Origin of the sequence: Litoreibacter ponti, assembly GCF_003054285.1 — a bacterium.
Classification (GTDB): domain Bacteria; phylum Pseudomonadota; class Alphaproteobacteria; order Rhodobacterales; family Rhodobacteraceae; genus Litoreibacter; species Litoreibacter ponti.
The window spans coordinates 2,452,415-2,478,374 of sequence record NZ_QBKS01000001.1; the positions used below are offsets into that span (position 1 = coordinate 2,452,415).

27 protein-coding genes and 1 tRNA gene are annotated in these 25,960 nt (G+C 60.2%); 13 read left to right on the forward strand and 15 right to left on the reverse strand.

Translation table 11 applies throughout. The features are described from left to right. The first annotated feature begins 38 nt into the window (after nucleotides 1-38). Complete coding sequence (locus C8N43_RS12440; RefSeq protein WP_107845905.1) at nucleotides 39-2,159, forward strand: hypothetical protein; 2,121 nt, start codon at nucleotides 39-41, stop codon at nucleotides 2,157-2,159. Here the strand turns inward: C8N43_RS12440 and C8N43_RS12445 are convergent. Genes C8N43_RS12445 through C8N43_RS12460 form a run of 4 tightly spaced genes read right to left on the reverse strand, consistent with a single transcriptional unit; the run spans nucleotide 2,156 to nucleotide 6,858 of the window. Then, on the reverse strand, nucleotides 2,156-2,938 hold the full coding sequence (locus C8N43_RS12445; protein WP_107845906.1) for a carnitinyl-CoA dehydratase: 783 nt from the start codon (nucleotides 2,936-2,938) through the stop codon (nucleotides 2,156-2,158). The genes C8N43_RS12440 and C8N43_RS12445 overlap by 4 nt on opposite strands. Further along, nucleotides 2,935-4,956, reverse strand: coding sequence for an acetate--CoA ligase family protein (locus C8N43_RS12450; RefSeq protein ID WP_107845907.1), 2,022 nt, complete (start codon nucleotides 4,954-4,956; stop codon nucleotides 2,935-2,937). Before C8N43_RS12450 ends, C8N43_RS12445 begins: the two co-directional genes overlap by 4 nt. After that, a complete protein-coding gene (locus C8N43_RS12455) occupies nucleotides 4,949-6,112 on the reverse strand; it encodes an acyl-CoA dehydrogenase family protein (RefSeq protein WP_107845908.1) in 1,164 nt (387 codons plus the stop codon). The genes C8N43_RS12450 and C8N43_RS12455 overlap by 8 nt, the downstream gene beginning before the upstream one ends. Beyond that, nucleotides 6,109-6,858, reverse strand: a complete 750-nt coding sequence (locus C8N43_RS12460; protein ID WP_107845909.1) for a class II aldolase and adducin N-terminal domain-containing protein — start codon at nucleotides 6,856-6,858, stop codon at nucleotides 6,109-6,111. Before C8N43_RS12460 ends, C8N43_RS12455 begins: the two co-directional genes overlap by 4 nt. Nucleotides 6,859-6,957: 99 nt before the next feature. On the opposite strand from C8N43_RS12460, the gene ade reads away from it, so the two are divergent. The 4 genes from ade to C8N43_RS12480 all read left to right on the forward strand — a co-directional run bounded on the left by ade (nucleotide 6,958) and on the right by C8N43_RS12480 (nucleotide 11,617). Further along, on the forward strand, nucleotides 6,958-8,760 hold the full coding sequence (gene ade / locus C8N43_RS12465) for an adenine deaminase (RefSeq protein WP_107845910.1): 1,803 nt from the start codon (nucleotides 6,958-6,960) through the stop codon (nucleotides 8,758-8,760). Next, nucleotides 8,757-10,241, forward strand: coding sequence for an AMP nucleosidase (locus C8N43_RS12470; RefSeq protein ID WP_107845911.1), 1,485 nt, complete (start codon nucleotides 8,757-8,759; stop codon nucleotides 10,239-10,241). Before ade ends, C8N43_RS12470 begins: the two co-directional genes overlap by 4 nt. Nucleotides 10,242-10,377: 136 nt before the next feature. Then, on the forward strand, nucleotides 10,378-10,668 hold the full coding sequence (locus C8N43_RS12475; RefSeq protein WP_107845912.1) for an HU family DNA-binding protein: 291 nt from the start codon (nucleotides 10,378-10,380) through the stop codon (nucleotides 10,666-10,668). A gap of 82 nt (nucleotides 10,669-10,750) precedes the next feature. After that, nucleotides 10,751-11,617, forward strand: a complete 867-nt coding sequence (locus C8N43_RS12480) for a DMT family transporter (protein ID WP_107845913.1) — start codon at nucleotides 10,751-10,753, stop codon at nucleotides 11,615-11,617. On the opposite strand, the gene aroC is transcribed toward C8N43_RS12480, so the two are convergent. The 4 genes from aroC to petA form a co-directional block, all read right to left on the reverse strand. After that, on the reverse strand, nucleotides 11,614-12,708 hold the full coding sequence (gene aroC / locus C8N43_RS12485) for a chorismate synthase (protein WP_107845914.1): 1,095 nt from the start codon (nucleotides 12,706-12,708) through the stop codon (nucleotides 11,614-11,616). The two genes, C8N43_RS12480 and aroC, sit on opposite strands and share 4 nt — an antisense overlap. 111 nt (nucleotides 12,709-12,819) lie before the next feature. After that, entirely contained in the window at nucleotides 12,820-13,620 is an 801-nt protein-coding gene (locus C8N43_RS12490) for a cytochrome c1 (RefSeq protein WP_107845915.1), read from the reverse strand. Nucleotides 13,621-13,635: 15 nt separating this feature from the next. After that, a complete protein-coding gene (locus C8N43_RS12495; protein ID WP_107845916.1) occupies nucleotides 13,636-14,985 on the reverse strand; it encodes a cytochrome b in 1,350 nt (449 codons plus the stop codon). An 11-nt stretch (nucleotides 14,986-14,996) separates the two neighbouring features. Further along, nucleotides 14,997-15,560: a ubiquinol-cytochrome c reductase iron-sulfur subunit gene (gene petA / locus C8N43_RS12500; protein WP_107845917.1), complete on the reverse strand. Its 564-nt coding sequence runs from the start codon at nucleotides 15,558-15,560 to the stop codon at nucleotides 14,997-14,999. Nucleotides 15,561-15,700: 140 nt separating this feature from the next. Here petA and C8N43_RS12505 point away from each other — a divergent pair, with 140 nt between their 5' ends. The 3 genes from C8N43_RS12505 to C8N43_RS12515 all read left to right on the forward strand — a co-directional run bounded on the left by C8N43_RS12505 (nucleotide 15,701) and on the right by C8N43_RS12515 (nucleotide 17,431). Then, the gene (locus C8N43_RS12505; RefSeq protein ID WP_107845918.1) at nucleotides 15,701-16,150 is read left to right on the forward strand and encodes a tRNA (cytidine(34)-2'-O)-methyltransferase; all 450 of its coding nucleotides are present in this window, start codon (nucleotides 15,701-15,703) and stop codon (nucleotides 16,148-16,150) included. Between the two features lie 91 nt (nucleotides 16,151-16,241). Continuing rightward, on the forward strand, nucleotides 16,242-16,982 hold the full coding sequence (locus C8N43_RS12510) for a hypothetical protein (RefSeq protein WP_211308586.1): 741 nt from the start codon (nucleotides 16,242-16,244) through the stop codon (nucleotides 16,980-16,982). A gap of 5 nt (nucleotides 16,983-16,987) precedes the next feature. Next, nucleotides 16,988-17,431 (forward strand): hypothetical protein, encoded by a 444-nt coding sequence (locus tag C8N43_RS12515; protein WP_107845919.1) that lies wholly within the window; start codon nucleotides 16,988-16,990, stop codon nucleotides 17,429-17,431. Here C8N43_RS12515 and C8N43_RS12520 read toward each other — a convergent pair. The 6 genes from C8N43_RS12520 to dapF are packed head-to-tail and all read right to left on the reverse strand — an operon-like array spanning nucleotide 17,428 to nucleotide 21,803. After that, nucleotides 17,428-17,841 (reverse strand): GNAT family N-acetyltransferase, encoded by a 414-nt coding sequence (locus tag C8N43_RS12520; protein WP_245912989.1) that lies wholly within the window; start codon nucleotides 17,839-17,841, stop codon nucleotides 17,428-17,430. The two genes, C8N43_RS12515 and C8N43_RS12520, sit on opposite strands and share 4 nt — an antisense overlap. After that, entirely contained in the window at nucleotides 17,834-18,445 is a 612-nt protein-coding gene (locus tag C8N43_RS12525) for a glutathione S-transferase (protein WP_107845921.1), read from the reverse strand. Before C8N43_RS12525 ends, C8N43_RS12520 begins: the two co-directional genes overlap by 8 nt. After that, the gene (locus C8N43_RS12530) at nucleotides 18,442-19,074 is read right to left on the reverse strand and encodes an FMN-binding negative transcriptional regulator (protein WP_107845922.1); all 633 of its coding nucleotides are present in this window, start codon (nucleotides 19,072-19,074) and stop codon (nucleotides 18,442-18,444) included. Before C8N43_RS12530 ends, C8N43_RS12525 begins: the two co-directional genes overlap by 4 nt. A 4-nt stretch (nucleotides 19,075-19,078) precedes the next feature. Then, a complete protein-coding gene (locus C8N43_RS12535) occupies nucleotides 19,079-19,717 on the reverse strand; it encodes a glutathione S-transferase (protein ID WP_107846354.1) in 639 nt (212 codons plus the stop codon). Between the two features lie 17 nt (nucleotides 19,718-19,734). Then, nucleotides 19,735-20,970: a tRNA (N(6)-L-threonylcarbamoyladenosine(37)-C(2))-methylthiotransferase MtaB gene (mtaB, locus tag C8N43_RS12540; RefSeq protein ID WP_107845923.1), complete on the reverse strand. Its 1,236-nt coding sequence runs from the start codon at nucleotides 20,968-20,970 to the stop codon at nucleotides 19,735-19,737. After that, a complete protein-coding gene (gene dapF / locus C8N43_RS12545; RefSeq protein ID WP_107845924.1) occupies nucleotides 20,967-21,803 on the reverse strand; it encodes a diaminopimelate epimerase in 837 nt (278 codons plus the stop codon). Before dapF ends, mtaB begins: the two co-directional genes overlap by 4 nt. A gap of 105 nt (nucleotides 21,804-21,908) precedes the next feature. On the opposite strand from dapF, the gene C8N43_RS12550 reads away from it, so the two are divergent. The 5 genes from C8N43_RS12550 (at nucleotide 21,909) to C8N43_RS12570 (ending at nucleotide 25,456) form a co-directional block, all read left to right on the forward strand. After that, a tRNA-Lys gene (locus tag C8N43_RS12550) sits at nucleotides 21,909-21,984 on the forward strand. A 78-nt stretch (nucleotides 21,985-22,062) separates the two neighbouring features. Next, nucleotides 22,063-22,740 carry a cupin domain-containing protein gene (locus C8N43_RS12555; RefSeq protein ID WP_107845925.1) on the forward strand — a complete coding sequence of 226 codons (678 nt, stop codon included), beginning with the start codon at nucleotides 22,063-22,065 and terminating at the stop codon, nucleotides 22,738-22,740. A 1-nt stretch (nucleotide 22,741) separates the two neighbouring features. Further along, the gene (locus tag C8N43_RS12560; protein WP_107846355.1) at nucleotides 22,742-23,776 is read left to right on the forward strand and encodes a flavin monoamine oxidase family protein; all 1,035 of its coding nucleotides are present in this window, start codon (nucleotides 22,742-22,744) and stop codon (nucleotides 23,774-23,776) included. A gap of 50 nt (nucleotides 23,777-23,826) precedes the next feature. Further along, complete coding sequence (gene hslV, locus C8N43_RS12565) at nucleotides 23,827-24,381, forward strand: ATP-dependent protease subunit HslV (protein ID WP_107845926.1); 555 nt, start codon at nucleotides 23,827-23,829, stop codon at nucleotides 24,379-24,381. After that, nucleotides 24,374-25,456, forward strand: a complete 1,083-nt coding sequence (locus C8N43_RS12570) for a hypothetical protein (RefSeq protein WP_107845927.1) — start codon at nucleotides 24,374-24,376, stop codon at nucleotides 25,454-25,456. Before hslV ends, C8N43_RS12570 begins: the two co-directional genes overlap by 8 nt. On the opposite strand, the gene C8N43_RS12575 is transcribed toward C8N43_RS12570, so the two are convergent. Beyond that, on the reverse strand, nucleotides 25,457-25,828 hold the full coding sequence (locus C8N43_RS12575; RefSeq protein ID WP_158269975.1) for a DM13 domain-containing protein: 372 nt from the start codon (nucleotides 25,826-25,828) through the stop codon (nucleotides 25,457-25,459). Nucleotides 25,829-25,960: the final 132 nt, after the last annotated feature.

The following is a 25,960-nucleotide window of genomic DNA, read 5'->3' on the forward strand; positions in this document are numbered from 1 at the left end:
GCGCGTCATATTTTTGCGCCCTTTTATTGGAGAGAGCTATGCCCGAGCTCCTTGGCGCCGATGATGATGCGCCCACTTACCTTGTTCCCAAAATGGGGGAGTTCGCAGTCTCTAACACTGCGTTTTATACCTCTCTTTATATCACCGACATCAATGAGCCGCCGTCCGAGCTGACCCCGATCGAGGCGCAGATTGACCCGTTTGCCACGATTAGCGAGGACGGCGAGAACGCCAATACGCCGGCAGTTGGTGTCCTTCTGACCCATGAGCAGGGATGGTTTCAGGAAGGTCTGGCGCTCGGCACTCTGCTGCACTCGTTGTGCCTCGCGCCCGGCGAGGTGACCAAGGTTGCAATCGTCGACTGGCAGCGCCGCGCTGCGGCTGTCGACGCCCAAGCCACAGATCAAAGCGAAGAGGTTGCAAGCGCGTCTGACCAGGCGCTGTCCACGACCGAGGTGCAGCGCGCGCAGGCGAAAGAGTTGCAATATGGCCGCTCGTCCGGAAGTTCTGTGTCGAGCCAGTCAAATGTCGGTGGCAGCGTTGGCTTTCTGGGGATGGGCGTGTCGGGCTCCACCTCATTGGCCGCGAGCCATGCCCATTCCGCGTCCATGAGCACGGGGGTCAGAAACCTTTCGGCTGAGTCGAGCCGTGACGTCAGCCAGCGGACCGAGCAGCTCAGCCAGGCGACGCGCTCTCGCCGCTCGACCCAAGTGCGCGAAGTGCAGGAAGGAGAGACCGAGAACGTCACGACCCGCGTCGTCGCGAACTACAACCGGATGCACGCGCTCACCGTTCAATACTACGAGGTCCTGCAAGTCTATGCTTTGCGAACCCGCGTCTCAAAGGCCGAACGGTGTCTATTTGTGCCGCTGAAGGTTACAGAGTTCTCTTCGGATAACCTGCCACAATTCCGGGAAGTTCTGGTTGCGATCGCCACGGACCTTGGATTTGAAGACCTGCGCGCCTTGTTGATGGAAGGTAGCAATAACGCGGAGGCCCGCGAGGCCGAACTGGTGGCCGCCCAAAGCGCGGTGGAAGAGGCGCTGAAGAATATCGAGACGGCCCGGAAGGCGCTTGATGCGCATATGGCCCACCAGCCGCAACCACCGGTATTTTCCGGAAATATCGTGAAGTTCTCGCAGGCGATGGCGAGCTATGCTAATGCGATGCCGAAATGGGCCGCGCGCGCAAAGCAGCTTCAAGCCCAGATCCCGCGCGCGATTGCGGCGCATGCGAAGACTCTTTCAAAGCTTGCTGCCCTGAAGGAGCGGCACCGGGTGTCAGGCGAAAGGCTCATCGAATTCCTGAACCGCGATAAGCTGATCCTGAACCAGATGATGTGGATGCGGCTTGATGCGCATCGGGTGCATGCCTTGCTCGCCAAGCACACGTTCCGCGATAATCCTCTTGCGGGGCTCATCGACCCGAAGCCGGTGGGGGTCTTCGGCAACTACGTCGCCTTCCGGTGGCATTTTGATGACAAGGAGCAGCGCGACAGCTTTTCAAGTAAATACGTGATGGACGAGGGCACTGTTGACACGACGGTTGTGCTCCCATCGGACGGGGTCTTCGCCGAGGCTGTTCTGGGGCAATCGAATGCCGCCGAGAAGATCGATCTGACGCGGTTCTGGGATTGGGGCGAAAATCCGATCCCGATCCTGCCACCCGACATTGCTGCAATCGAGACCGGCAGCCGTGCAACCGAAGTCGCAACGAAAGACGGTGGGTTAGAGCCTTCTTTGGCGGCATTGGGTCAGCTCCAATCGCTGCCCGGATCTGATTTGGCCGCGATTCTGAGTGCCCTGCAGCAAGGGTCGATCTTCCGCAATATGAGCGGGATCGAGCAGACCGCAGAGCTCGCTAAACAGACTAGCGGCGCCGCGAGTAAGGGCGCATCGGAGGCTGCCAAAACCGCGCTTGAAGCTCAGAAAGCCTATGCTGACACCATGGTCAAACTCGCCAACAGCGAAGCTGGGAAGGCCGCGGTCCAGCTTGCAATGACCGCTACGCCTCAGGGTAAGGCTGCGACAGTCCTGGGCGGGCTGATGAATGCCGGGAAGGGCAGCGAGGAGCCAAGCCTTGATCCGAAGCCGCCCATCAACACGGGCATGACGTCCAAGCTGAGCAATCTGAAGGGGCGCAACAAGGGCCGCGGCTAGCGGCCTTTCCAGACCGGGTCGCGCTTTTCGGCGAAGGCACGTGCGCCTTCAAGCTGATCTTCGCTAGAATAGAGCCTTTTGACGGTATCAAAGCTGCTGCTTGTGATCTGGTTCATCGTGTCCTGAAACTTCTCGTCCTCCGCCTCGCGCACGATTTCCTTGATCGCCGCGTAAACCAGGGGCGGACCGGAGGCCAGAAGTTCGGCCAACGTCCAGGCCTCGCTCATCAAATTGTCGGCCGGATAGATGTGGTTGACGATGCCCCACCCCTTTGCCTCGGTTGCGTCGAACCAGCGGCCAGTGAACAAAAGCTCCATCGCGATGTGATAGGGAATGCGCTTCGGCAGTTTGACGGACGCCGCGTCGGCAACCGTGCCGGATCGTATCTCTGGCAGCGCAAAGGTGGCGTGATCTGCCGCGAGGATTATGTCTGCGGACAAGGCCAGTTCCAGGCCACCGCCGCAAGCTATGCCATTCACCGCAGCAATGACCGGCTTGTTCAAATCGGGCAGCTCCTGCAGCCCACCAAACCCACCCACACCGTAGTCGCCGTCCACCGCATCACCGTCAGCTGCGGCCTTGAGATCCCAACCCGGGCAAAAGAATTTGTCCCCGGCCCCGGTGATGATCGCAACCCGAAGCTCCGGATCATCGCGGAACGCCGCAAAGGTCTCGCCCATAATCCGCGACGTCTGCAAATCGATTGCGTTGGCCTTGGGACGGTTCAGCGTGACCTCGAGGATCGCGCCATCGCGGCGAGTCTGAATTGGCGTATTCATGGGTTCTCTCTGATCAGGGCATCCACAGCTACCGCACCAGTATCGCTGCACAGCAACGGGTTCACTTCGACCTCGGCAATACGGCCGTCTTCGGCGATGACGAAACTTTGCACCGCTTCGACTGCGGCGACAATCGCATCGATATCACAGACGGCCGCGCCGCGGTATCCGTGCAGGAGTGGGGCGATTTCAAGCTTGCTTAGAGCCTGCTCAATGGCCTCTGGACGACTTGGAAGCAATAAGGTCTGACTGTCCTTCAGAAGCTCGGTTAACGTGCCGCCAGCGGCCAGGGTCAGCAGGTATCCATGCGCCTCGTCATAGGTTACGCCGATCAAAAGCTCCGCGCTTCCGTCGCACATTTCCTCGACAAGGAACGATGTCGCGTCCTGCATGCCGTCCATGGCTTCCTGCACTTCAGAGATCGATTTACAGTCCAGGATCACGCCGCCCGTCTCGGTCTTGTGGACAAGGCCATCCGCCTTCACGACAACTGGGAATTGCAAATCTTCGACACCGGCCGCGCCATGATTGGTGCGGACGGATGCGGGTACCTTCAGACCGAGTGATGCCAAGCGTTGCTTTGACTCGAACTCCGGCGAGGTCTCGCCGCTTCCAGATTGCGTTTTGTCGAAGATCGGAAGGGGATCGGCGGGAGCCAGAGGTTTTGCAGCCAAAGCGATAGCTTCCAATGCCTCGGACAGGCCGGCGAATGGGACCACGCCACCTTCGATCAGAGTCTGCGCCACACTTTCCGGCATCAACTCGGGCAGGGTCGCAACAACCGCGACTGGGCGCTTTGTGCCCTTACGGACGCGCAGCGCTGCGTTCGTCGCGAATTGCCAATCCACGGGATCACAGCGATCCGACCGAGGATAGTCGAGAACAATCAGCGTGATCGCGATGTCAGGCGATGCCATGGCTGACCAGGCCGCGGTCATCGCGTCTTCGTCGCGCCAGATGTAGGTGTGGTAGTCGAGAGGATTGGCCAAGGCCACTTTAGGTCCAAGAGCACGTTTTAGAGCCTGTTCCTGCGTGGAGGACAGTTTCGGAAAGGTGAGATCGTAATCCACGGCCATGTCGGCAACCATGGACGCCTCGCCGCCAGAACAGCTGATAGAGCCTAGGCCGTTGCTTTCCAGACGGCCATACAGATGAAGCAGCTTTAGCGTTTCGAGGAAGCTTGGAAGGTCGCTCGCGCGCAAAATTCCAAGCCGGTCTAGGATCGCCTGAGCCCCGGCATCCGCGCCTGCAAGAGATCCGGTATGGGAGATCGTGGCCGAGCGCGCCTGCGTGGACTTGCCGACCTTCAGCGCGACCAGAGCGACGTTCTTCGCTCGCGCTTTCGCCGCCAGCGATTCCCACTGTCGCAAATCGCCAAAGCCTTCGATGTGAAGCCCGATCGCCGTAACCCGGTCATCGTCCAGCAGCGTTTCAGCGATCTGGGCCTGAGTTGTCTGCGCCTGATTGCCCGCCGCAATCATATACGCGATGGGCAGACCGCGGCCCTGCATCGTCATATTGATCGAGATGTTTGAGGACTGCGTCAGGATCGCGACGCCCCGCTCGACCTTCACGCAGCCATGCTGATCGGGCCAAACACAGACGCCGTCGAGCGCGTTGATGAAGCCGTAGCAATTTGGCCCAAGGATCGGCATGTCGCCCGCGGCGCGCAGCAATCTTGCTTGGGCATCGGCACCCGTGTGATCGATCAGTGTGGTTTCGGCATAGCCCGAAGCGAAACAAACCGCGCCCCCGGCATCCAGCTTCCTCAAACGCTCAATCGCGCCGATACTGGCCTCGCGATTGATGCCAACGAAGGTCGCATCGGGCACCTCTGGCAGTTGATTTACGCTGGGATAGGCTCTAATTCCTGAAATTTCCGGCTTGCTGGGATGAACTGCATAAAGCGATCCCTCGAAGTTGAAGAGCTGTGCTTGACGCAGCACCGCTTCGCCCCAGGCGCCACCGCCGACCACAGCAAGCGAGCGTGGCCTGAAGAGACGCGACAGGTCAGGCACCGAGCGCTCTTAACAAATCGCGGCTGATGATGTGGCGTTGGATCTCGGAGGTGCCGTCCCAGATACGCTCCACCCGCGCGTCGCGCCAGAACCGCTCGATCGGGTAATCGTCCATGAGGCCCATGCCCCCGTGGATCTGAAGCGTCGCATCCGTCACCCGCGCAAGCATCTCGGAGGCATAGAGCTTCGCAGATGCGATTTCCCGGTTTGCGGGCAAATTGCGGTCCAGCCGATCCGCCGCCGCAAGCGTCAAAAGGTCAGCTGCGTCGATTTCAGTAATCATATCGGCGAGCTGGAAGCTGACGCCCTGAAACTTGCCGATCGGCTGTCCGAATTGTTCGCGTTCGGCGGCATAGGTCAAACCATAGTCAAAAACCCGGCGCGCTCGCCCGACCGACATCGCGGCAACCGTGATCCGGGTGGCATAGAGCCAGGTATTCATCACCTCGAACCCGCCATCGACGTCACCAAGAACCTGCGCATCGGGCAATCGACAGTCGTCGAATTCAAGGATCATGTTCTTGTATCCGCGATGCGAGACCGACTTGTAGCCATCCCGAATGGTCAATCCGGGTGTGCCCCGATCCACCAGAAAGGCGGTGATCCTTTTCTTGGGACCCTTGGGCGTCGCATCTTCGCCGGTCGCGATGAACACGATGATGAAGTCGGCGTGTTCTGCCCCGGAAATGAAATGCTTGGTGCCGTTGACGACCCAGTCGCCATCTTTTCGCACAGCGGTACACGCCATCGAGCGTATGTCGGATCCCGCACCGGGTTCGGTCATCGCCAAGGCATCCATCCGCTCGCCCCGAACAGCGGGTGTCAGGTAGCGCTCGATCTGGTCGCCCTCGCAGGCCATCAGGATGTTCTGTGGACGCCCGAAAAAGTGGGTCAACGCCATGGAGCCGCGGCCCAGCTCGCGTTCCACTAAAGCGAAGTCCAAATGCCCAAGTCCGGCACCACCCACGCTTTCCGGGAAGTTGCAGGCATAGAACCCAAGCTCGATCGTCTTGCGCTTAATCTCGTCCGCGATCTCCGCCGGGACTTCGCCGGTGCGTTCGACCTGATCTTCGTGCGGGTAGATCTCGTTCTCGACGAAACTGCGAACAGTCGACGCGATCATTTCCTGTTCTTCGGTTAGTCCGTAGGCGGTCATTGGGCGTAATCAGAGCCTTCTTTATCGAGAATAGCCTTCAGTTCGGCCAAGTGGCGCACGTCCTGTTCGGGGTAGTTTTCAATCTCGTCCGCGGTCTTTGCAGCGATCTCGTCGGGAAGAATGCGCAGAGGCTGGCCGGTCTGAAGTGCGCGGATGTAGACCTCGCAGGCGCGCTCGAAGAAATACATGCGATTGAAGGTTTCCGCGATCGTGTCGCCAATGACCATGATGCCATGATTGCCCATGATCATGACCTTTTTCTTCGGGTCAGCGAAGAGTTGCGCGCAGCGCTCGCCCTCTTCCTCGAACGCGAGGCCGCCATAGTTGTCGTCGACAACCTGGCGATCAAAGAACATCGCCGCGTTTTGGTCCAATGGTGGCAGGATAGAGTTCTGCAAGCATGCCAGCACCGTCGCATGGACCGAATGTACATGCATCGCGCAGCGGGCGTGCGGGCAGTGCCGATGCAGGCCCCCGTGCAGACCCCAGGCGGTCGGATCCGGCGCGTTTGGGCCTTTCAAGACATCGGGATCGTTTGCGTCCAGTTCCAACATATCCGACGCGCTGATGCGCGAGAAATGGACCTGGTTTGGATTGATCAGAAACCGGGTGCCATCGTCGCTGGTTGCGAAAGAGAAGTGGTTCGACACGCCTTCATGCATGTTCAATCGCGCGGTCCACCTGAAGGCGGCGGCGAGATCGACGCGTTCTTCCCAGTGTTTGATGTTGGCGTGGGTTCCGTCCATGTCGTGCCCTCCTGTGCCGGGCAAGTTAGGCATGGCAGAGGCGGTAACGCTAGTGATTTTGCGACTTGCGCTCCCGTTGCAGGTCTGGAATTTTGGGACATGGAACACACACCCCTGAAATCTTGGGCCGACAGTGCCGCGACCTTGGTCGCGGTTGCGGCGGGCCGCGCTCCTGCGGACACTGTCTTGCGGGGTGGAAGCGTTGTGAATGTCCACACACGGGAAGTGCTTGAAGGCTGGCAGGTCGCGATCAGCTCTGGCCGATTTGCCTACGTTGGGCCAGACGCGAGCCATTGCATTGGACCTGAGACGAACGTCATTGAGCTGGACGGGCGATATCTGATCCCCGGGCTGTGCGACGGGCACATGCATATCGAAAGCGGCATGCTGACGCCCGCGGAATTTGCCTCTGCCGTCATCCCGCATGGGACGACGACGATGTTTACCGATCCGCATGAAATCGCGAATGTTCTTGGGTTACGCGGTGTTCGTTTGATGCATGATGAGGCTCTAATCCAGCCCATTTCGATCTTTACGCAGATGCCAAGCTGTGCGCCCAGCGCGCCGGGGCTGGAGACAACGGGCTACGAGATCGGTCCCGACGATGTCACAGAAGCGATGTCGTGGCCGGGTATTATCGGCCTTGGCGAGATGATGAATTTTCCCGGTGTCGTGAATGGCAGCCAGCAGATGCTGGCCGAGATTGCGGCGACGCAAAATGCGGGCAAGACGGTTGGCGGGCATTATGCCTCGCCTGATCTGGGTCCGGACTTCCACGCCTACGCCGCGGGCGGGCCGGCGGATGATCACGAAGGCACATGCGAGGCCGATGCGATTGCCCGGGTCCGTCAGGGGATGCGGTCGATGATGCGGCTGGGATCCGCCTGGTATGATGTAGAAAGTCAGATCACGGCGGTGACCGAGAAGGGGCTCGACCCACGCGGATTTATCCTGTGCACCGACGATTGCCACTCCGGCACTTTGGTGAATGACGGCCATATGAACCGGGTGGTGCGCCACGCGATTGCCTGCGGCTGCGATCCGCTCATCGCGCTGCAGATGGCGACGATCAACACGGCGACCCATTTCGGGCTGGAGCGAGAGCTTGGATCGATTGCGCCCGGTCGCCGTGCCGACCTGATCGTGACCTCCGACCTGCGTGAGCTGCCGATCGAGACCGTGATCGCGCAGGGGCGCATCGTAGCTGAGGGCGGTAAGATCAAAGTGTGCTGTCCGCATCTCGACTGGCCGCAAGACGTGCGCAAAACTGTTCGTATGGGTCGGGAATTGGCCGCACCAGACTTCGAGATCAAAGCTCCTGAAGGGGCCACAAAGGTACGCGCCCGCGTGATCGGCGTGGTAGAAAACCAAGCGCCTACGGAAAATCTTTCGCGAGATATTGCGGTGAAACAGGGTCTGTTGGCGCCTTCCGGCGATGTTTGCCAGATCGCACTGGTCGAGCGTCATCGCGGCACCGGGACTGTGGTTAACGCGCTCGTCGAAGGCTTCGGGTACACCGGAAAAATGGCGATGGCCTCGACCGTGGCACATGACAGTCATCACATGATTGTTGTCGGCACCGACCGCGAGAACATGGCCTTTGCAGCCAACCGGCTGGCAGAGGTCGGCGGTGGCGTAACAGTCTTCAAAAATGGCGAAGAGCTGGCGCTGATTGAGCTGCCCATAGCGGGCTTGATGTCGGACCGCCCCGCCGCAGAGGTCGCCGCCAAGGCCGACCGGATGGTCGCCGCGATGCGCGACTGCGGCTGCACCCTGAATAACGCGTATATGCAACACTCGCTCTTGGCACTCGTGGTCATCCCGTCGCTTCGGATCTCCGATCTGGGACTGGTCGATGTCACACGCTTTGAGCTGACAGATTTAATCGAGGACACACTATGATCGGCTATGCCGCAAATCTTCCCGTTCGGACACCTGATGTGCCGGAACCCGAACTTTTTACCAACCCGAAGCCCGCCGTCGAAAGGCTTCAAGCTCTCTATGAGATTTCATCCGATTATCTGACCAACCGGTTCCGCGACAGTCTGGAAGGCAATCCGCCAAGCGAACGATACCGCGCCTTTTATCCTGAGATCCGCATCTCCACGCAGAGTTTTGCGAAGATCGACAGCCGCCTGAGCTTTGGACACGTCGCCGGCCCCGGCACCTACGCAACGACCGTTACCCGCCCGGATCTGTTTGCGCATTATCTGGAGCAGCAAATCGGGCTGCTGATCGACAATCACGGTGTTTCAGTACAGATCGGGGCGTCGGAAACGCCGATGCCTGTGCATTTCGCGGTCTCCAACGCCCTTGGCCTTACGGTGCCCCAAGACGGGGCGATGGATTTCACCTTGCGCGATGTCTTTGACGTCCCGGACCTTGCCACGACAAATGACGACATCGTTAACGGCACACTGCCCGAAAGCCCTGACGGCACCAGCCCGCTGGCGCCTTTCACCGCGCAACGGATCGACTACTCTTTGGCGCGTTTGGCGCATTATACCGCCACGTCGGCGGATCACTTCCAGAACCATGTTCTGTTCACGAACTACCAGTTCTATGTCGAAGAATTCGAAAGCTATGCGCGTAAGGTGCTTGCCGATCCGAATTCCGGCTACACCGAGTTTGTCAGCACCGGCAACCACGTGCTGACCGATCCGGAGGACGATATCCCACCCATCGAAAAGATGCCCCAGATGCCGACATATCACCTGAAGCGCAAGAACGGCTCGGGGATCACATTGGTGAACATCGGTGTCGGCCCTTCGAATGCGAAGACCGCGACAGACCACATTGCCGTACTCCGGCCGCACGCCTGGTTAATGGTCGGCCATTGCGCGGGACTTCGGAATTCGCAAAGCCTTGGCGACTTCGTGCTGGCGCATGCCTATCTGCGAGAAGACCACGTGCTTGATGATGATCTGCCCGTCTGGGTCCCAATCCCGGCTTTGGCGGAAATCCAGATCGCGCTGGAGCAGGGCGTGGCAGAGGTTACCCAACTGGAAGGGTTCGAGCTCAAGCGCATCATGCGGACCGGGACCGTGGCGACGATCGACAACCGCAACTGGGAACTGCGCGATCAATCCGGCCCCGTCCAACGGCTCAGCCAGTCGCGCGCGATCGCGCTCGACATGGAAAGTGCCACGATTGCGGCCAATGGGTTCCGCTTTCGGGTGCCGTACGGGACGCTCCTGTGCGTCTCTGACAAGCCCTTGCACGGTGAATTAAAGCTGCCCGGGATGGCGTCTGACTTCTACAAAACGCAAGTTTCGCGGCATTTGCTCATTGGAATCCGGGCCATGGAGCGGCTGCAGGAAATGCCTCTGGAGCGTCTCCATTCACGGAAATTGCGCAGTTTTGCAGAGACTGCGTTCCTCTAACCCTACGGAAACGGCCAAAAAGTGAGAAAAAGAAGGGGTTTTGGCACACTAATTGTTGTGCGACACGCCTATATTCAGTTACCTTCCGGCGGTAACACCCCAATGGATGGGGAATATAAGAGAGGGAGCAGAGCTCATGGCAACGAAACCAATGACCAAAACCCAGCTGGTCGCAGCACTGGCTGAGGAAGCAGGCACCGACAAGAAGGGCGCCGCTGCCGCTCTTGACGGCCTGATCGCAATCATCACCCGCGAAGTGTCCGGCGGCGGTGCCGTGACCCTTCCCGGCGTCGGCAAGATCTACTGCCGCGAGCGTCCGGCCCGCATGGTGCGCAACCCCGCCACCGGCGAGCAAATCCACAAGGATGCCGACAAGGTCGTGAAGATGACGATCGCAAAGGCACTGAAGGACAGCGTGAACGGCTAAGCGCCGACCGCGTTCCAGAGAATTTGAGGGTCGCCTGCGGGCGGCCCTTTTCTTTTGCGCGTCTTCGCGAAAGGGTGCGGCCATGGATATCAAAGCCATCATCCTCGGTCTCAGCTTCGCGCTGATCTGGTCGAGCGCCTTCACCTCGGCCCGCATCATTGTCACGCAGGCCCCGCCGCTGACAATCTCGGCGCTGCGGTTCTTCATTGCGGGCTGCATCGCAGTGGCAATCGCGCGGATGATGGGGCAGGGATTCAGGCTGACCCCCGGACAATGGCGCGCGGTGATTATGTTCGGTATCTGCCAGAACGCGATCTACCTGGGGCTGAACTTCGTTGCTATGCAGACGGTGCAGGCCTCACTCGCCGCGATTATCGCGTCCTCGATGCCACTGCTTGTCGCGCTGATCGGATGGCTCGTCTTAAAAGAACGGGTGCCCGCCATAGGCATCATCGGCCTGATCTTGGGCTTGGCCGGAGTTGGCCTGATCATGGGCGCGCGGATTGCGGGCGACGTTGATCCGACAGGTATCGCCATGTGTGTCATTGCCGCGCTCGCCTTGGCGGTCGCAACCCTTACGGTGAAAGGCGCATCAAGCGGCGGAAACCTCATGACTGTTGTGGGCCTACAGATGTGGGTCGGAGGTGCCGTGCTGCTGGTCGCCGCGCTGATCTTCGAGGAGATGGTAATCAACTGGACACTCGAGATCGGACTGGCCTTTGCCTATACCACCCTTGTCCCCGGCGTGATCGCGACCTTTATCTGGTTCGTGCTCGTGGCGCGCATCGGCGCTGTGAAAGCCGCAACCTTTCACTTCCTGAACCCGTTTTTCGGGGTCGTGATTGCCTACGTGCTTTTGGGCGAGGACCTGAGTATGACCGACGCGGTCGGTGTCGTGGTGATCACAATCGGCATTCTCGCGGTTCAGCTGTCCAAGCAGAAAACCTAGCCGATCTGTCCCCGGTTCGCGCCAATCTGGCCGCGGTGCAGAAGCAAATGATCGAGGATCACACAAGCCATCATCGCCTCTCCCACCGGCACCGCGCGGATACCGACGCAAGGGTCATGGCGTCCCTTGGTGATGATCTCGGTGTCTTCGCCGGACTTGGTAATCGTCTTGCGGGTCGTCAGGATCGAGCTGGTCGGCTTCACCGCGAAGCGCACCACGACATCCTGACCTGTCGAGATGCCGCCCAAAATGCCGCCCGCATGGTTGGAGCTGTAGACCGGGCCGTCAGGTTCCATTGAAATCTCGTCGGCATTCGCCTCGCCCGTCAGCATCGCCGCGTCCATGCCTGCGCCGATCTCGACACCTTTGACGGCGTTGATCGACATCATAGCTGCGGCAAGGTCCGTATCGAGCTTGGCATAGATCGGCGCACCAAGGCCCGCCGGTGCGCCTTTGGCGACTATCTCGATCATCGCACCGACGGAGCTGCCGGATTTGCGCAGGCCGTCGAGATAGGTTGCCCAAAGCTCTGCCGCGTCAGCGTCAGGCACCCAAAACGGGTTCTGACCAATCTGGTCGAGATCGCGCTTGGCGGTCTTATGTTCGCCCATCTGAACCATGTAGCCGATGATCTTCAGATCAGGGGCCAGCATCTTAATCGCCTCGCGCGCAACGCCGCCAGCTGCGACACGGGCCGCGGTTTCGCGGGCGGAAGAGCGCCCGCCGCCGCGATAGTCACGGATGCCGTATTTCTGCCAATAGGTGATGTCGGCGTGGCCGGGGCGGAACTTCTCGGCAATGTCGCCATAATCCTTGGAACGCTGATCGGTGTTCTCGATCATCAGCTGGATCGGCGTGCCAGTGGTCTTGCCTTCAAACACGCCCGACAGGATGCGGACCTCGTCGGCCTCACGGCGCTGCGTCGTGTACTTGTTTTGGCCGGGTTTACGCTTGTCGAGCCAGACTTGGATCATCTCCGGCGTCAGCGGCACGCCGGGTGGGCAACCGTCCACGGTAGCGCCCAAAGCCGGACCGTGACTTTCACCCCAGGTGGTGACGCGGAAGAGATGTCCAAAGCTGTTCATCGACATGGGTGTGCAGGCTCCAATTCAGTATCAGCGGTTTAGCGACGGACTGGCAAAAAGAAAAGGCGCGCCGATGCGGCACGCCTTTGTCTGTTTCATCTAATGGAGGATCAGACCTTAGTCTTTCACTTTCTTCCAAAGACGCTTGTTGGTCAGGTAGAGCAGAGCCGTCAGAACGATCAGGAAGAATACGGCGATGAAGCCGGTCTGCTTGCGCGAGTTCTGGTGCGGCTCTGCCGTCCAGCGCAGGAAGGCTGCGACATCTTTCGACTGCTGCTCAATCGTGGCCTCGGTCCCGTCAGCAAATTCCACGTCGTCGCCATAAAGCGGCGGGCCCATCGAAATCCAGCCGCCCGGGAAGGCAGTGTTCTCGTAAAGGATCGTGCCTGCTTCTTCCTTCTCTTCACCCGTATAGCCGGTCAGAAGGGACGCGATGTATTCCGCACCTCCGATACCATTCATCAACTGGTTGATCCCGGTGCCGTAGGGGCCATGAAAGCCCGCGCGAGCCTTTGCCATCAGCGACAGATCAGGTGCACCTGCTGCGTTGTTGGCCGGGAAGTTGTCCGTAGGTGCCAGTGCGCGCAGTTCGTCCTCTTCCGGATCGTAGAGGTGCATGTTCGCAGCCTCATCCGAGATCAGAAATTGATCGACATAAGCCTTCATCTGCTCTTCAGGCAGGTGCGGACCACCTTCGTCGGCCAGCGTGCGCATGGGCACGAACTTCAAGCCGTGACAAGCCGAACAGACCTGCGTGTAGACCTGCAGACCCCGCTGCAGCTGATTTTCATCGTATGTGCCGAAAGGCCCCTCGTAAGAGAAGTCGTAGTCGACCGTTTTGCCGTCGCCCCCGGCGGCATAGGCGCCGGAGGTGAAAGTCAGAGCCGCAAGGGCTGCGAGTGTTGCGTTTTTCAACATTGGTCTTTCTTTCCCTTACTCAGCCGGTGTCGCCTCAGGCGTGGTGCCTGCGGTGCTCGACTTGGGGGGGTGGCTGGCATCCCAGTCCTCTTCGATGGTGGCAGGACGCGGCAGCGGCTTTTCGATCACGCCCAAAAGCGGGAGGATCACCAGGAAGTAGGCGAACCAGTAAGTGGCCGCGATCAGCGAGATCGTATTGTACGGCTCTTCTGCGGGCATTGCACCCACCCACATCAGGACGAAGAAGTCGACAACCAGAAGGGCAAACCACCACTTGAACATCGGACGATAGCGGCCAGAGCGCACCGAAGAGGTGTCAAGCCACGGCGCCAGAGCCATTGCGATGATCGCGCCAAACATGGCGACCACACCGAAGAACTTGGCGTCCACGATACCACCAGTCACGAAGCCCACCAGCTGCACAATCCACACCTCGTCGGTGAAGGCGCGCAGGATCGCGTAGAACGGCAAGAAGTACCATTCGGGCACGATGTGTGCGGGCGTCGCCAACGCGTTGGCCTCAATGTAGTTGTCGGGGTGGCCGAGGTAGTTCGGCATGAAGCCCACAATTGCCCAGAACACCACCATGATGACGCCCAGCGCGAACAGATCCTTCATCACGAAGTAGGGCCAGAACGGCAGGGTATCTTTTTCTGCTTCTTCCTTGGACGTGCGGCGCACTTCGACCCCGGTGGGGTTGTTGTTGCCGGTCGTGTGGAAGGCCCAGATGTGGACCACGGTCAGGCCAAGGATCACGAATGGGAAAAGGTAGTGCAGCGAGAAGAAGCGCGTCAGCGTGGCGTTGTCCACTGCGGGCCCGCCAAGCAGCCAGGTCTGCAGCGTTTCGCCGATGCCGGGGATGGCGCCGAACAGGCCGGTGATCACGGTTGCGCCCCAGAAGGACATCTGACCCCAAGGCAGCACGTAGCCCATGAAGGCTGTGCCCATCATGGCGAGGTAGATGATGATACCGATGACCCACGTCACTTCGCGCGGCGCCTTATAGGAGCCGTAGTACAGGCTGCGGAAGATGTGCGCATACACGGCGACGAAGAACAACGACGCACCGTTCGCATGCAGATAACGCAGCATGTAGCCACCATTCACGTTACGCATGATGTGCTCGACCGACGCGAAGGCCTGATCGACATGCGGCACGTAATGCATGGCCAGCACGATGCCGGTCACGATCTGCAGCACGAGGGTAAAGGTCAGCACGATGCCCCAGATCCACATCCAATTGAGGTTCTTGGGGGTGGGAATCATCAGTGTGTCATAGGCGAGCCCGAGGATGGGAAGGCGCTTGTGAAGCCACTTCTCGCCACCGGATTTCGGCTCGTAATGGTCGTGAGGAATTCCAGACATGTATTCTCTCCTTAACCGAGTGTCAGTGTATCACCGTCGAGTGTCGCGACGGGAACGGGAAGGTTGCGCGGCGCGGGACCCCTGCGGATCCGGCCGGACGTATCGTAATGGGAGCCGTGGCAGGGGCAGAACCAACCGCCAAAGTCACCGGCGTCGCCCAGCGGCACGCAGCCAAGGTGCGTACACACGCCGACCATCACCAGCCATTCGCCTTCTTCGTCGAGCGAGCGGTTCTCGTCGGCCGCGTCCGCACCGGCGGGGGCATTGGGGTTTTCAGCACCCTGATCAGGAAGATCGGAGACGTCGACGGAACGCGCGGCCTCGATCTCTTCCTCGGTGCGGCGGCGGATGAACACCGGCTTGCCGAGATATTGCACGGTCAGCTGCGTTCCCGGCTGAACGCCGGACACATCAACGTCGATGGAGGCAAGGGCCTGCACGTCCGCGGAGGGGTTCATTTGGTTGATGAGCGGCCAAATGGCCGCGCCTGCGGTCACGGCGCCTGCACCTGCTGTCGCGTAGTACAGAAAATCGCGGCGGGTCTTGCCGTCGCTGTGGTCGTCTGCGTGGGACACGTGGACTTCTCCCTTGTAAGACCGCCCAAGCGGCCTGTAAAAATCGAAGGACCCGCACCGACGGGCGCAGGATTATCGCGGCTAGATATATGCCAAGGGCCCCCCTCGTCCAGCCGAGAGTCGCTTGAAACGGAAGCCATTTGTCGCACTTAACGCAAATTGCGGCTTACGAGCCCGATCTAGCCCCGAATCTTGGGTCGCTGGCGCGGCTGAGCGTCTGTTTCGACGCACCGCTCCATGTGATCGAGCCGTGTGGCTTCCCCTTCTCGCTGAAGCTTCTGCGCACCCGGGCATTAGACTATGCAGATCAGGCGGACCTCCACCATCACGACAATTGGGATGCGTTTCAGCAGACGAAAACAGGGCGCTTGGTTTTGTTCACTACTCAAGGTGCAACGGATCTGTGGGACTTTCGGTTCCAGAAAGGCGACTGCCTTCTGTTTGGACGCGAAAGCGCCGGTGTGCCCGATCACATCCATGCGGGCGCCGACGCGCGGGTCAAAATCGCGATGCCGGGGGGTGGTCGGTCCCTCAATGTCGCCATCTCCGCCGGGATCGCGCTGGCGGAGGCACATCGCCAGTTGCGATAAAACCGGTTTCACACAAGCATATTGCGTCGTTGAACATCCTGTCGGATAGTCTCCCTACATTTTGAGAACTCGAGATTTTTTGGAGACGGGCGTGCAGCGCACACATTTCTACACAGACACCAATAACGGCATCGCCCTGCGAGAGCATGAACGTCGCGAATTCGAGCGAGCCATCACCGTTCTGCGCGGTGAAGTCGCCAACGTCGCGGCACACATGGCCGTCGATGGCGCGACCCGCGCCGCCTATGACCGTCAGGTCACTCGCTATGCCGAGGAGCTGCGTGCCAAGGCACGTGCCGGTAAGATCCCATGGCGCCAAGCCGCGAAAGAGGCAAATGAGATCAGAAATCTGATCATGCAATCGCTGCGAGGACGCTCGACGCCGGTGGGGCGGGCCCTCGCGGAGTATCTCAAGAAGGAGGGCAAGACCCTCAACGAGATGATCGCGAAGAAGACAATTGACACCTACGGCAAGGGAGCTGACTTCAACAAGCTTTCGGCGGTCCAGAAGAACCGGGTTTACTCGGAGGTCGTCAAGTCAGCGGGCAAGAGCAGTCCAAAATGGACCCCGCTCATGCGCAAAGTCTCTACTGCGGGTCGCGGGTTGATCGTGCTGTCCCTTTCGGTCTCCGTCTATGTGATCGCCACATCCGACGACAAAGTCGCTGCCGCAAAGAAAGAGGGTGCGGTTTTAGGTGCCGGGATCGCTGGCGGTGTCGCCGGGGGCGCGCTTGCCGGTCTTGCCTGTGGACCCGGTGCGCCGGTTTGCGTCACCGTCGGTGCGTTCGTGGGCGGCGCCCTTGCGGCCTTCGGTGTCGATATGTTTTTCTAAGGAAGATGCCAGAACTGCGCTCAGAGCCGGACGTCAGACTTGGCCCCCTCACGACCAAGATCCCGTCCGCAAAGATATCTTGGAAAGATACCGTCTGGACGGTCACTGGCGCGGTCCTTGAGGGCGCGTGGTCCTTTGGATCGGAACTGCTTGTCGCAACGACCGATGACGTTCCCTACGAGGACATGTTGCATCTGTGTCTGCTCGCGCCGAATGGCAGCGTCATCGAAGAAGTCTCTTTCGGCGGCATGTACGCGACAGGCTCGTTCGAACTTCTCGGCCTGTCAGGCCCCACGCTTCAATTTCGGTTCATTAACCATATGGACTGGCAGGCCAAGGTTCTCGACCGACCAAAGCGACGCTTTCCCTACTTTGGCGATCCCGCAGGGGTCAGCAGGGCCTTTGGCTTTTCGACGAGAGTCGATATCTCTACGACGCCGACGGCCTAAAGCGTCCTGCGCATGTCGCGATGTGGAATACCAGCATCGTCATATTCCGGTCCGAACGCCTCGAATCCCAGTCGCGCATAAAATCCAATGGCATGGGTTTGCGATCCAAGAACCGCTTCCTCAAACTCTCCCGCGAGATCGCTGAGAATAAAGCGCATCAGATCGGTTCCGATGCCTTTGCTACACAGGTCTTCAAGCACTGCGACGCGCTGGATTTTTGCCTGACACCCAAGCGGCTTGACCCGCGCGGTCGCGACCGCGTTGCCCTCAACCACCCCAAGGTAATGGCGACACAGGTGATCCTCACCATCGACCTCCAAGTCCTCGGGGACGTTTTGGCCTTCGATGAAAACCACCCGCCGGATCATCAGGCATGTGGCGATGTCGTCTGTCCGCCGAAAGTCAGCCAACAGGAACAGTGGCCTGCATTGACGCGCGTTCGGAGAATTCGGCATGCCACGCGGCAAGCTTCTCGCGCCCCGTCTGCCACGCCCGATCACCATGGCGGAAATCAAGATATGACAGCGCACAGGCCACAGAGATCTGAGCGATGTTGATTTTGTCAGACGACAGACTGTTCATCGCGCGACCCTCGAGCATATTGAGAGCGGCTGAAATCTTGCCCCACTGCCCCTCGACCCACTCGGCGAATTGCTTGTCTTCGGGTCGGACACGCGCCTCGTACACCATCAAAAGGGCTGCATCCAAAATGCCGTCAGCAGCCGCTTCAAGAGTCTGAAGCGTCCAGGTGGTTTCTCCACTTCCGTAGAGACCTGCGCTGGCACGGTCGTCGAAATATCGGCAAATCACGCGACTGTCGAACAGCGCGCTGCCGTCGTCGAGAACAAGCGCCGGAATTTTGCCAAGCGGATTGTGCTCTGTCGGCATCTTCGAGGAATCCAAGGGTGTGCCAATCGCGCCGACCATCTCGACATCATCAAGCTGACCTGTCTCTCGCAAGACCAGATGGACTTTCCGCACATAGGGCGACGTTGGGCTTGAATAGAGTCTCATTTGGGGTCCTCCGAAGATGCGCCGAGCATCAGCGCGGCGAGGGTTTGTGTATCATTACCGATGCCGTAGCCCGTGACCTGTTGGGCCGCGGCGACGCGGACGGCGTCGGGTTTGTTCTGGCCCAGCTTCCAGGTGCCTTCGATGGCGGTCACGGCGAAATGGAACGGCTGGATCATGCGCATCATCCGCTCCATCACATCAGGCGTCATCTTGGACGTGTGCCAAGGCTGTTTGGGCAGCAAGTGTTCTTCGAAATGCGCCGAAAGACGGTCGAGCATGGGATGGAGCGTGTCCTGCGGCATGGCCGTCAGGAAGCCGGACAGGCGCACGGCGACGTAGTTCCACGTCGGGACCTGATCCGCGACGCCGTACCAGTCGGGCGAGATGTAGCTGTCTGGACCCGTGACGGTGATCGCCGCCTTTTGTGGCTCTTTGGACGCGCGGGCGATGGGGTTGGAGCGGACGAGGTGCAGCTCCGCATGCGATCCATCTTCTTCCAGCAGGAACGGGATGTGCGATGTCAGCGGGCCATCATCGCCATTAACCGCCAATGTGCCAAACCCCCGCTCGCGCGCGAAGCCTATGTTGCGCACATCGGGCGCGGTGCGGAAGGCGGGATTGGGATGCATGGCGCTATCCTTGGGGGCATTGCTTTGCGGGTGCAAGGGTTGGCGGATCGCCTGCCTGCCATTTTGGGTATTTCCCCATGATGGCCGCAAAGCGCTGGTGATCGAGATGGTGGGCAAGCCAGCGCTGCAATTGCGGCCAATCCTGAGCATCGAACCACGGGCGATCAGTGTTCGCGAACTGGCGGATGAACGGGAAGATCGCGATGTCTGCGAGCTTTGGATCGTCGCCGATCAGGTGTGTGGTCTCGGCCAAGCGCGTATCAAGATCGTGCAGGATTTCGGATGCAACTCTGCGATGCTCCAACGGGTCCTCGCCGTAGCGCGAGGCGTATTTATAGCGATCGAGCGCGTGCTTGAATTGGGTATCGTTGCGGTGAATTAGAGTCTGATCATCGCCTTCCAACCACGCGTCGGGATCGTTCTGGACAAGCGCCCAACGCATGATATCCAGACTTTCCTCCAAGACCATATCTCTCAGCACCAAGACGGGTACGGTGGCCTTAGCCGAAGCCGCGATGAATTCAGGGGCTTTGTCGCGCAACACGATTTCGCGGTGCTCATGCACAAGGCCGGATTGATACAGAGCAAGCCGCGCGCGCATCGCATAGGGGCAACGACGGAAGCTATAAAGAACCGGGGTCATTGCGCCGAGGTCAGGCACTAGGCGCTCAATTGAGTGCCGGTGACGCCCTTGATCACGGTGGGAACGATCTGGCCCGTGGGCTGGTCACTGTCAAACGCCACTTCGGTGAATTGCTCGGTGCGACCCATGCGGGGATTTTCCATCAGGACGTTGTGCTGCTGTCCAATTCGGGACGCAAGGTGTTTTTTGACCTGCGCGTCGCCGGCGGCTCGAAGGCGCGCGGCACGTTCCTTGATCGCCGCTCCATGCACGGCAGGCATTTTCGCGGCGGGCGTGCCCTGACGGGCGGAGTAGGGGAAAACGTGCAGCCAGGTCAGATCGCAGTCTTCGACCAAGCGCAGCGAGTTTTCGAACATCGCATCCGTCTCGGTCGGGAAGCCCGCAATGATGTCAGCGCCATAGGTCATATCGGGGCGCAGCTTGCGCGCGTCTTCGCAGAAGCGGATGGCATCGTCGCGCAGGTGGCGGCGCTTCATGCGCTTCAGGATCATGTTGTCACCCGCTTGGAGCGAGAGGTGAAGATGCGGCATCAGGCGCGACTCAGTCGCGATGGCCTGCATCAGCGCCTCGTCCACCTCGATCGAATCGATGGATGAGATGCGCAAACGAGGCAGGTCGGGGACGAGCTTCAGGATGCGCAGGACCAGATCACCCAATTTGGGCTCCGCCGGAAGGTCAGCACCCCAAGAGGTCAGGTCGACCCCGGTCAGCACAACCTCGTTATAACCGCGATCCACAAGGCGCTTGATCTGATCGACGACAACGCCCGCGGGCACCGAGCGGGAATTGCCGCGACCGTAGGGAATGATGCAGAAGGTGCAGCGGTGATCGCAGCCGTTCTGGACCTGCACATAAGCGCGGGCGCGCGTGCCGAACCCGTCGATCAGGTGACCGGCGGTTTCTTCCACGGACATGATGTCGTCGACCTGCACCTTTTCGGTGTCGGGCAGGAAGCCCCAAGTGGCGGCATTCATCTTCTCAGTGTTGCCGATGACATTGTCGACTTCGGCCATGTTAGAGAATGTTTCAGGCTCTGTTTGCGCGGCGCAGCCGGTGACGACAAGGCGGGCATGCGGATGCTCGCGACGCAGCTTGCGGATGTCTTGGCGGGCCTTTCGAACGGCCTCGGCGGTGACGGCGCAGGTGTTCACAACGACAAGATTTTCCGCGCCCTTGGTCAGGTCGCGCATCGCCTCGGTCTCGTAGGCGTTAAGACGGCAGCCATGGGTGGAAAAGATAGGCGGCGTGGTCATAGCGCGGCCAGGAATTCTGGGGTCAGGTACCCGGTGAAGACATGGGCGGTCGGCCCCGTCATCCAGACACCATCGTCGCGCCAGTCGACTTCGATTCGCCCGCCATCGAGATCGATCTGGACCTTGCGACCAGTCAGACCTTTGCGGGCGGCGGCGACACCCACGGCGCAGGACGACGAGCCGGAGGCCAGCGTGATGCCCACGCCGCGCTCCCACACCCGCATCCGCAGGTGATCGCTGCCGATCAGCTGGACGATCTGCACATTCGTGCGTTCTGGGAAGAGCGGGTGGTGTTCGTGTGCCGCGCCGAACTGTGCCAGATCGATGGTCGAGATGTCGTCCACAAAGAAGGTGCAATGTGGATTGCCCATGCCGGTGGCCGTGGGCGCGCCGTCTATGGGCAGCGCGAGCGTGTCCATCTCGCGGGCGAGCGGAATATCCTGCCACTCGAGCAGCGGTTCGCCCATATTCACGCGTGTTAGACCCTGTCCGGCGTCTTCGGCCTGAAGAATCCCGCGCTCGGTTTTTAGCGTCATGGCCGCGCTTCCGGCGCGGTCGAGCTCGTGCCGGGCGATGCAGCGGGTCGCGTTCCCGCAAGCGCCCGCGGTGCTGCCGTCGCTGTTAAAGAAGGTCAGCGCGATGTCCGCATCCGGGGTGTTTTCCAGCACGGCGAGCTGATCGAATCCCACACCACGATGACGGTCACCCAGCGCCCGCGCCAGGTCAGATGTCACGCACGCATCGGTGCCCCGCTGGTCGATGACCACGAAGTCATTGCCGAGCCCGTGCATCTTCATGAAGGGCAGGCCGGAGGATGTGTCGGCGTATCGCATAAGCCGCGATATAGCGGCGGCGAAGGCACAAGGGAAGAGCGCGACACTAACGCCTTGTTTTGGGGTTGACCCTGTGGGGCGACCTTTCTAGATAGACCGCTCAGTGGGCCCTTAGCTCAGTTGGTAGAGCAACTGACTTTTAATCAGTGGGTCGCAGGTTCGAATCCTGCAGGGCTCACCACTTCTCCATTTCTTGACTGGACCGATCTTGCCGCGCGCGGCAGGGTTCGCGCGATAGCAAGCTATGGGAGGCGCCGTCATGGACCTTAACGCAGATTTCACCCAGCGGGTGGTGGTCCATTCGGACGAGCTGGACTGGATCGCCTCGCCCATGCCCGGGGTGGACCGGCGGATGCTTGACCGCATCGGTGGCGAGGTGGCGCGGGCGACGACGATCGTGCGATATGCGCCCGGCTCGAGCTTCTCGGAGCACACGCACACAGGCGGTGAAGAGTTCATCGTGCTAGACGGTGTATTCTCGGACGAGCACGGCGATTTCCCGGAAGGGTCCTATATCCGCAACCCGCCGACCTCGGCCCACACGCCGGGATCTGAACCGGGCTGCGTTATCTTTGTGAAGCTTTGGCAGTTTGATCTCGATGACCGGACGCCGGTGAAGATCGACATGAACAAGATGGAGATGGTGCGCGCGGCGGACCGGCCGGGCGTGTCGGTGATGCCGCTGTTCCAAGACGCGCGGGAGACCGTGCGGGCCGAGGATTGGACCGCTGGCGCAAAGGTTGAGATGGACTTGCCTGAGGGCGGCGAGTTTTTGGTGCTTTCGGGCGGATTCTCGGAAGGGGAAGACGCGTTGCGGAAGGGATCGTGGTTAAGGGTGCCGGAAGGTGGGCGCTTGAACGCGACCGCGGGGCCAGAGGGCGCGCGGGTCTGGATGAAGCTGCGGCATATCCCCCATGCGGCACCGCCCGCGACCTGACATGAAAACCGACATTGCCATTGTGGGCGGCGGCCTGTGCGGGCTGGCTCTGGCGCGTGCGCTGGACGCGCACGGTGCGGACTATGTGCTTTTGGAAGCCCGGGACCGGATCGGTGGGCGAATCCTGTCGACCGATCCGGACGGCTTTGACCTGGGTCCGGCATGGTTCTGGGACGGGCAGCCGCGCATGGCACGATTGGTCGAAGAATTCGGGCTCGGCGTGTTCGAGCAGTTCTCGGATGGGCTGCTGGTTTTCGAGGATGCTCAGGGTCGAATTCAGCACGGGCGCGGCGGCTCGATGGCCGGTTCCTATCGTATCGAAGGTGGGCTTGGCCGGCTGACCCATGCGCTGGCCGGTGGCCTGAACATTCGGACGGGCGTCAGAGCCGTGTCCTTTCAAGATGGGCCAAGTGTGACGATTACGACGGCAGATCTTACCGAGCTCCGTGCCAACAAAGTCGTGCTGTGCATGCCACCCCGACTTGCCACACGGATTCAATTCGACCCACCGCTCGATCGCGAAGAGCTGCAGGCGGCGGAGAGTATCCCGACCTGGATGGCAGGCCAGGCGAAGGCGGTTGCGGTTTTTGATCGCCCTTTTTGGCGGGAACAGGGTCTATCTGGCGACGCGATGAGCTATATCGGCCCGATGGTTGAAATCCATGATGCCAGTCCTGCTTATGGGTCTGTCGCGGCGTTTTTTGGCTTTCTAGGTGTGCCGCCGCAAGCGCGGCGTGATGAAGCCGCCTTGAGGGCGGATGTAGTCGCTCAGTTGGTGCGGCTGTTTGGGCCTGAGGCCGCGACGCCCAGCGCACTGCACTTCAAAGATTGGGCTTTTGATCCCCTGACGGCGACCGATGCGGATCACGCCCCGCTGCGCCATCATCCGCAATACGGGATGCCCGCGGCGCTTGCGCATCTCTGGAAGGATAGGATCCTTTTCAGCGGATCAGAGACGGCCGAGCAGTTCGGCGGGTACTTGGAAGGGGCGCTGGAGGCGGCAGAGAGAAGTCTGGCGCAGCTTGGCCTGAGTTGAGGCGCGGCGCGCTTGTGCCTATATAGCCCGAAAGCATGAGGAGAGCGGCGATGGCGGACGAGACATTCCCGGGCTGGCACGGCACGACGATTATCGGCGTGCGCAAAGGCGGCAAGATCGTGGTGGCGGGCGACGGGCAAGTGTCGGTTGGCCAAACCGTCATGAAAGGCACCGCGAAGAAGGTCCGGCGCCTGAGCCCCGGTGGTATGGATGTCGTGGCAGGCTTCGCAGGCTCGACCGCGGACGCGTTCACCTTGTTGGAGCGGCTTGAATCGAAGCTGGAAGCGACGCCCGGCCAATTGGCCCGCGCGGCGGTCGAGCTGGCCAAAGATTGGCGCACGGACAAGTACCTCAAGAATTTGGAAGCGATGCTGATCGTGACCGATGGCACCGATCTGTTTGTGATCACCGGCGCGGGTGACGTGCTAGAGCCCGAACATGACGTGACCGCTATCGGGTCTGGTGGAAACTACGCGCTGGCCGCCGCGCGCGGGATGATGGACAGCGACAAGGATGCCGAGACCATTGCGCGGGATGCGATGGCGATTGCAGCGGATATCTGCGTCTACACGAACGGCAATCTGACGGTCGAAACCATTGAGTGAGGGCATCAGCCGCGACGATCTGCGGGCGGCGGTCGCGTCGGGCGTGCTGGACGAGGCGCAAGCCACCAAGCTGATGATTTTGTCGGACCAGCGTCAGGGGTTCCGCGCGAACATGATCGGCGATGATGAGCCGTTCGAGCTGTTCAAGGGGTTTGCGGAAATCTTCGTCACTGTTGGTCTTGCGTTGTTGATGTCCGGGCTATTGGGTCTGGGCGCGCTCTTCGGAGAAGTGGCTTTCATTCCGCTTTTCGCGGCCGGGCTTTCCGTCCTGTTGGCATTTTACTTCACGAAGAAGCGGCGCATGTCGCTTCCGTCGATCGCATTGTGCCTGTCCTTTGCTGCGGGACTTGGCGCGGCTTTGGCGCTGATGATTATCGATGAATTCATCGTTCTACCCACGCAAGTCGTTCTCGTCGGGGTGGCGGGCATGGTTGGCATGGCGATCTACTACCGCGTGTTCCGACTGCCATTCTCGATGTTCGTGCTTGGGCTTTTTGGCATCGTCGCGATGCTGGGCGTGATCGAGGCCCTGTTTCCAGGCGCAAATAGCGGCAGTACGGAACTGACAGACTATTTCGACCTGCGGCGTCAACCGTACCTGGCGCTCGGCACCTTGGTGTTTGGCGTGCTCGCATTCATCGGCGCGCTTTGGTTTGACCTGCGGGATCCGCACCGGGTCAGCCGCCTTTCGGCTTCGGCGTTCTGGCTTCATATCCTGGCCGCACCCGCGCTGGTGAACACTCTGGTGTTGTCGAACTACCAAATGGGTGGGGTGTTTGGCACTGGACTTGCCATCGGGGTGCTTGTCCTGTTCACGTTGCTGGCAATCATCATTGATCGGCGCAGCTTCCTGACGGCAGGGTTGATCTACATGGGATTGCTTCTGGCCGCCGCAATACAAGGAACGGGGACCGAGTGGGCCCCCGTCTTGACGCTACTTGTTTTGGGCAACTTCGTCACCGCGCTGGGCGCATTCTGGACGCAGATCAGGGCCGGGCTGCTTGGCGCTTTGCCAAACTTTCCCGGCAAGGACCGACTGCCACCCTATGAGAATGGGCTATCGGTGTCCGAGTAATCAGAGCTTGGCGACACCAAGCGGCACGTTGAACTTTTCGCACCAGATCCAGACCTCGTTGTAATCGTCGGGATTGATGCCCGCCGGGATCTGGTAGGACGACGCGCCGGAGTTGCTTTTCAGCGGACCCATCAGCGTCTTCGGATCATACCCGTTATTGCCCAGCGCCACTTTCGGATCCGGCGCACCGTCGAAAGTGAAATCGCCCAACAGCTCGACCGAGCCTTTCAAAACTTCGACCCGACCGGTAGTGGTATGGCCCTTTTGGCCGGTGAAGGTGCCGATGCGACCGTGGCCGCCAGCGAAAGCGGGCAGGGCCGCGACGGTAGAGACAGCAACAGCGCCACGCAGGATAGAACGACGAGAGATCATGGTCAGGGACTCCTTGATATTTTCAATCAGAGTATTGCCGAAAATTTCAATCCGCATAGCCCCCCACACGCAAACGTCACCGCCGGTTACAACAGCCCTTCAAGTTGCGAGGGCGCGCGCATAAGTCTACAA

Bases quoted from the DNA above. Each gene is read 5' to 3' on its own strand.
- C8N43_RS12440 (WP_107845905.1), top strand. From the start codon at position 39: ATGCCCGAGCTCCTTGGCGCCGATGATGATGCGCCCACTTACCTTGTT.
- C8N43_RS12445 (WP_107845906.1), bottom strand. From the start codon at position 2,938: ATGAATACGCCAATTCAGACTCGCCGCGATGGCGCGATCCTCGAGGTC.
- C8N43_RS12455 (WP_107845908.1), bottom strand. From the start codon at position 6,112: ATGACCGCCTACGGACTAACCGAAGAACAGGAAATGATCGCGTCGACT.
- C8N43_RS12460 (WP_107845909.1), bottom strand. From the start codon at position 6,858: ATGGACGGAACCCACGCCAACATCAAACACTGGGAAGAACGCGTCGAT.
- ade (WP_107845910.1), top strand. From the start codon at position 6,958: ATGGAACACACACCCCTGAAATCTTGGGCCGACAGTGCCGCGACCTTG.
- C8N43_RS12470 (WP_107845911.1), top strand. From the start codon at position 8,757: ATGATCGGCTATGCCGCAAATCTTCCCGTTCGGACACCTGATGTGCCG.
- C8N43_RS12475 (WP_107845912.1), top strand. From the start codon at position 10,378: ATGGCAACGAAACCAATGACCAAAACCCAGCTGGTCGCAGCACTGGCT.
- C8N43_RS12480 (WP_107845913.1), top strand. From the start codon at position 10,751: ATGGATATCAAAGCCATCATCCTCGGTCTCAGCTTCGCGCTGATCTGG.
- aroC (WP_107845914.1), bottom strand. From the start codon at position 12,708: ATGTCGATGAACAGCTTTGGACATCTCTTCCGCGTCACCACCTGGGGT.
- C8N43_RS12490 (WP_107845915.1), bottom strand. From the start codon at position 13,620: ATGTTGAAAAACGCAACACTCGCAGCCCTTGCGGCTCTGACTTTCACC.
- C8N43_RS12495 (WP_107845916.1), bottom strand. From the start codon at position 14,985: ATGTCTGGAATTCCTCACGACCATTACGAGCCGAAATCCGGTGGCGAG.
- C8N43_RS12515 (WP_107845919.1), top strand. From the start codon at position 16,988: ATGCCAGAACTGCGCTCAGAGCCGGACGTCAGACTTGGCCCCCTCACG.
- C8N43_RS12525 (WP_107845921.1), bottom strand. From the start codon at position 18,445: ATGAGACTCTATTCAAGCCCAACGTCGCCCTATGTGCGGAAAGTCCAT.
- C8N43_RS12530 (WP_107845922.1), bottom strand. From the start codon at position 19,074: ATGCATCCCAATCCCGCCTTCCGCACCGCGCCCGATGTGCGCAACATA.
- C8N43_RS12535 (WP_107846354.1), bottom strand. From the start codon at position 19,717: ATGACCCCGGTTCTTTATAGCTTCCGTCGTTGCCCCTATGCGATGCGC.
- mtaB (WP_107845923.1), bottom strand. From the start codon at position 20,970: ATGACCACGCCGCCTATCTTTTCCACCCATGGCTGCCGTCTTAACGCC.
- dapF (WP_107845924.1), bottom strand. From the start codon at position 21,803: ATGCGATACGCCGACACATCCTCCGGCCTGCCCTTCATGAAGATGCAC.
- C8N43_RS12555 (WP_107845925.1), top strand. From the start codon at position 22,063: ATGGACCTTAACGCAGATTTCACCCAGCGGGTGGTGGTCCATTCGGAC.
- C8N43_RS12560 (WP_107846355.1), top strand. From the start codon at position 22,742: ATGAAAACCGACATTGCCATTGTGGGCGGCGGCCTGTGCGGGCTGGCT.
- hslV (WP_107845926.1), top strand. From the start codon at position 23,827: ATGGCGGACGAGACATTCCCGGGCTGGCACGGCACGACGATTATCGGC.
- C8N43_RS12575 (WP_158269975.1), bottom strand. From the start codon at position 25,828: ATGATCTCTCGTCGTTCTATCCTGCGTGGCGCTGTTGCTGTCTCTACC.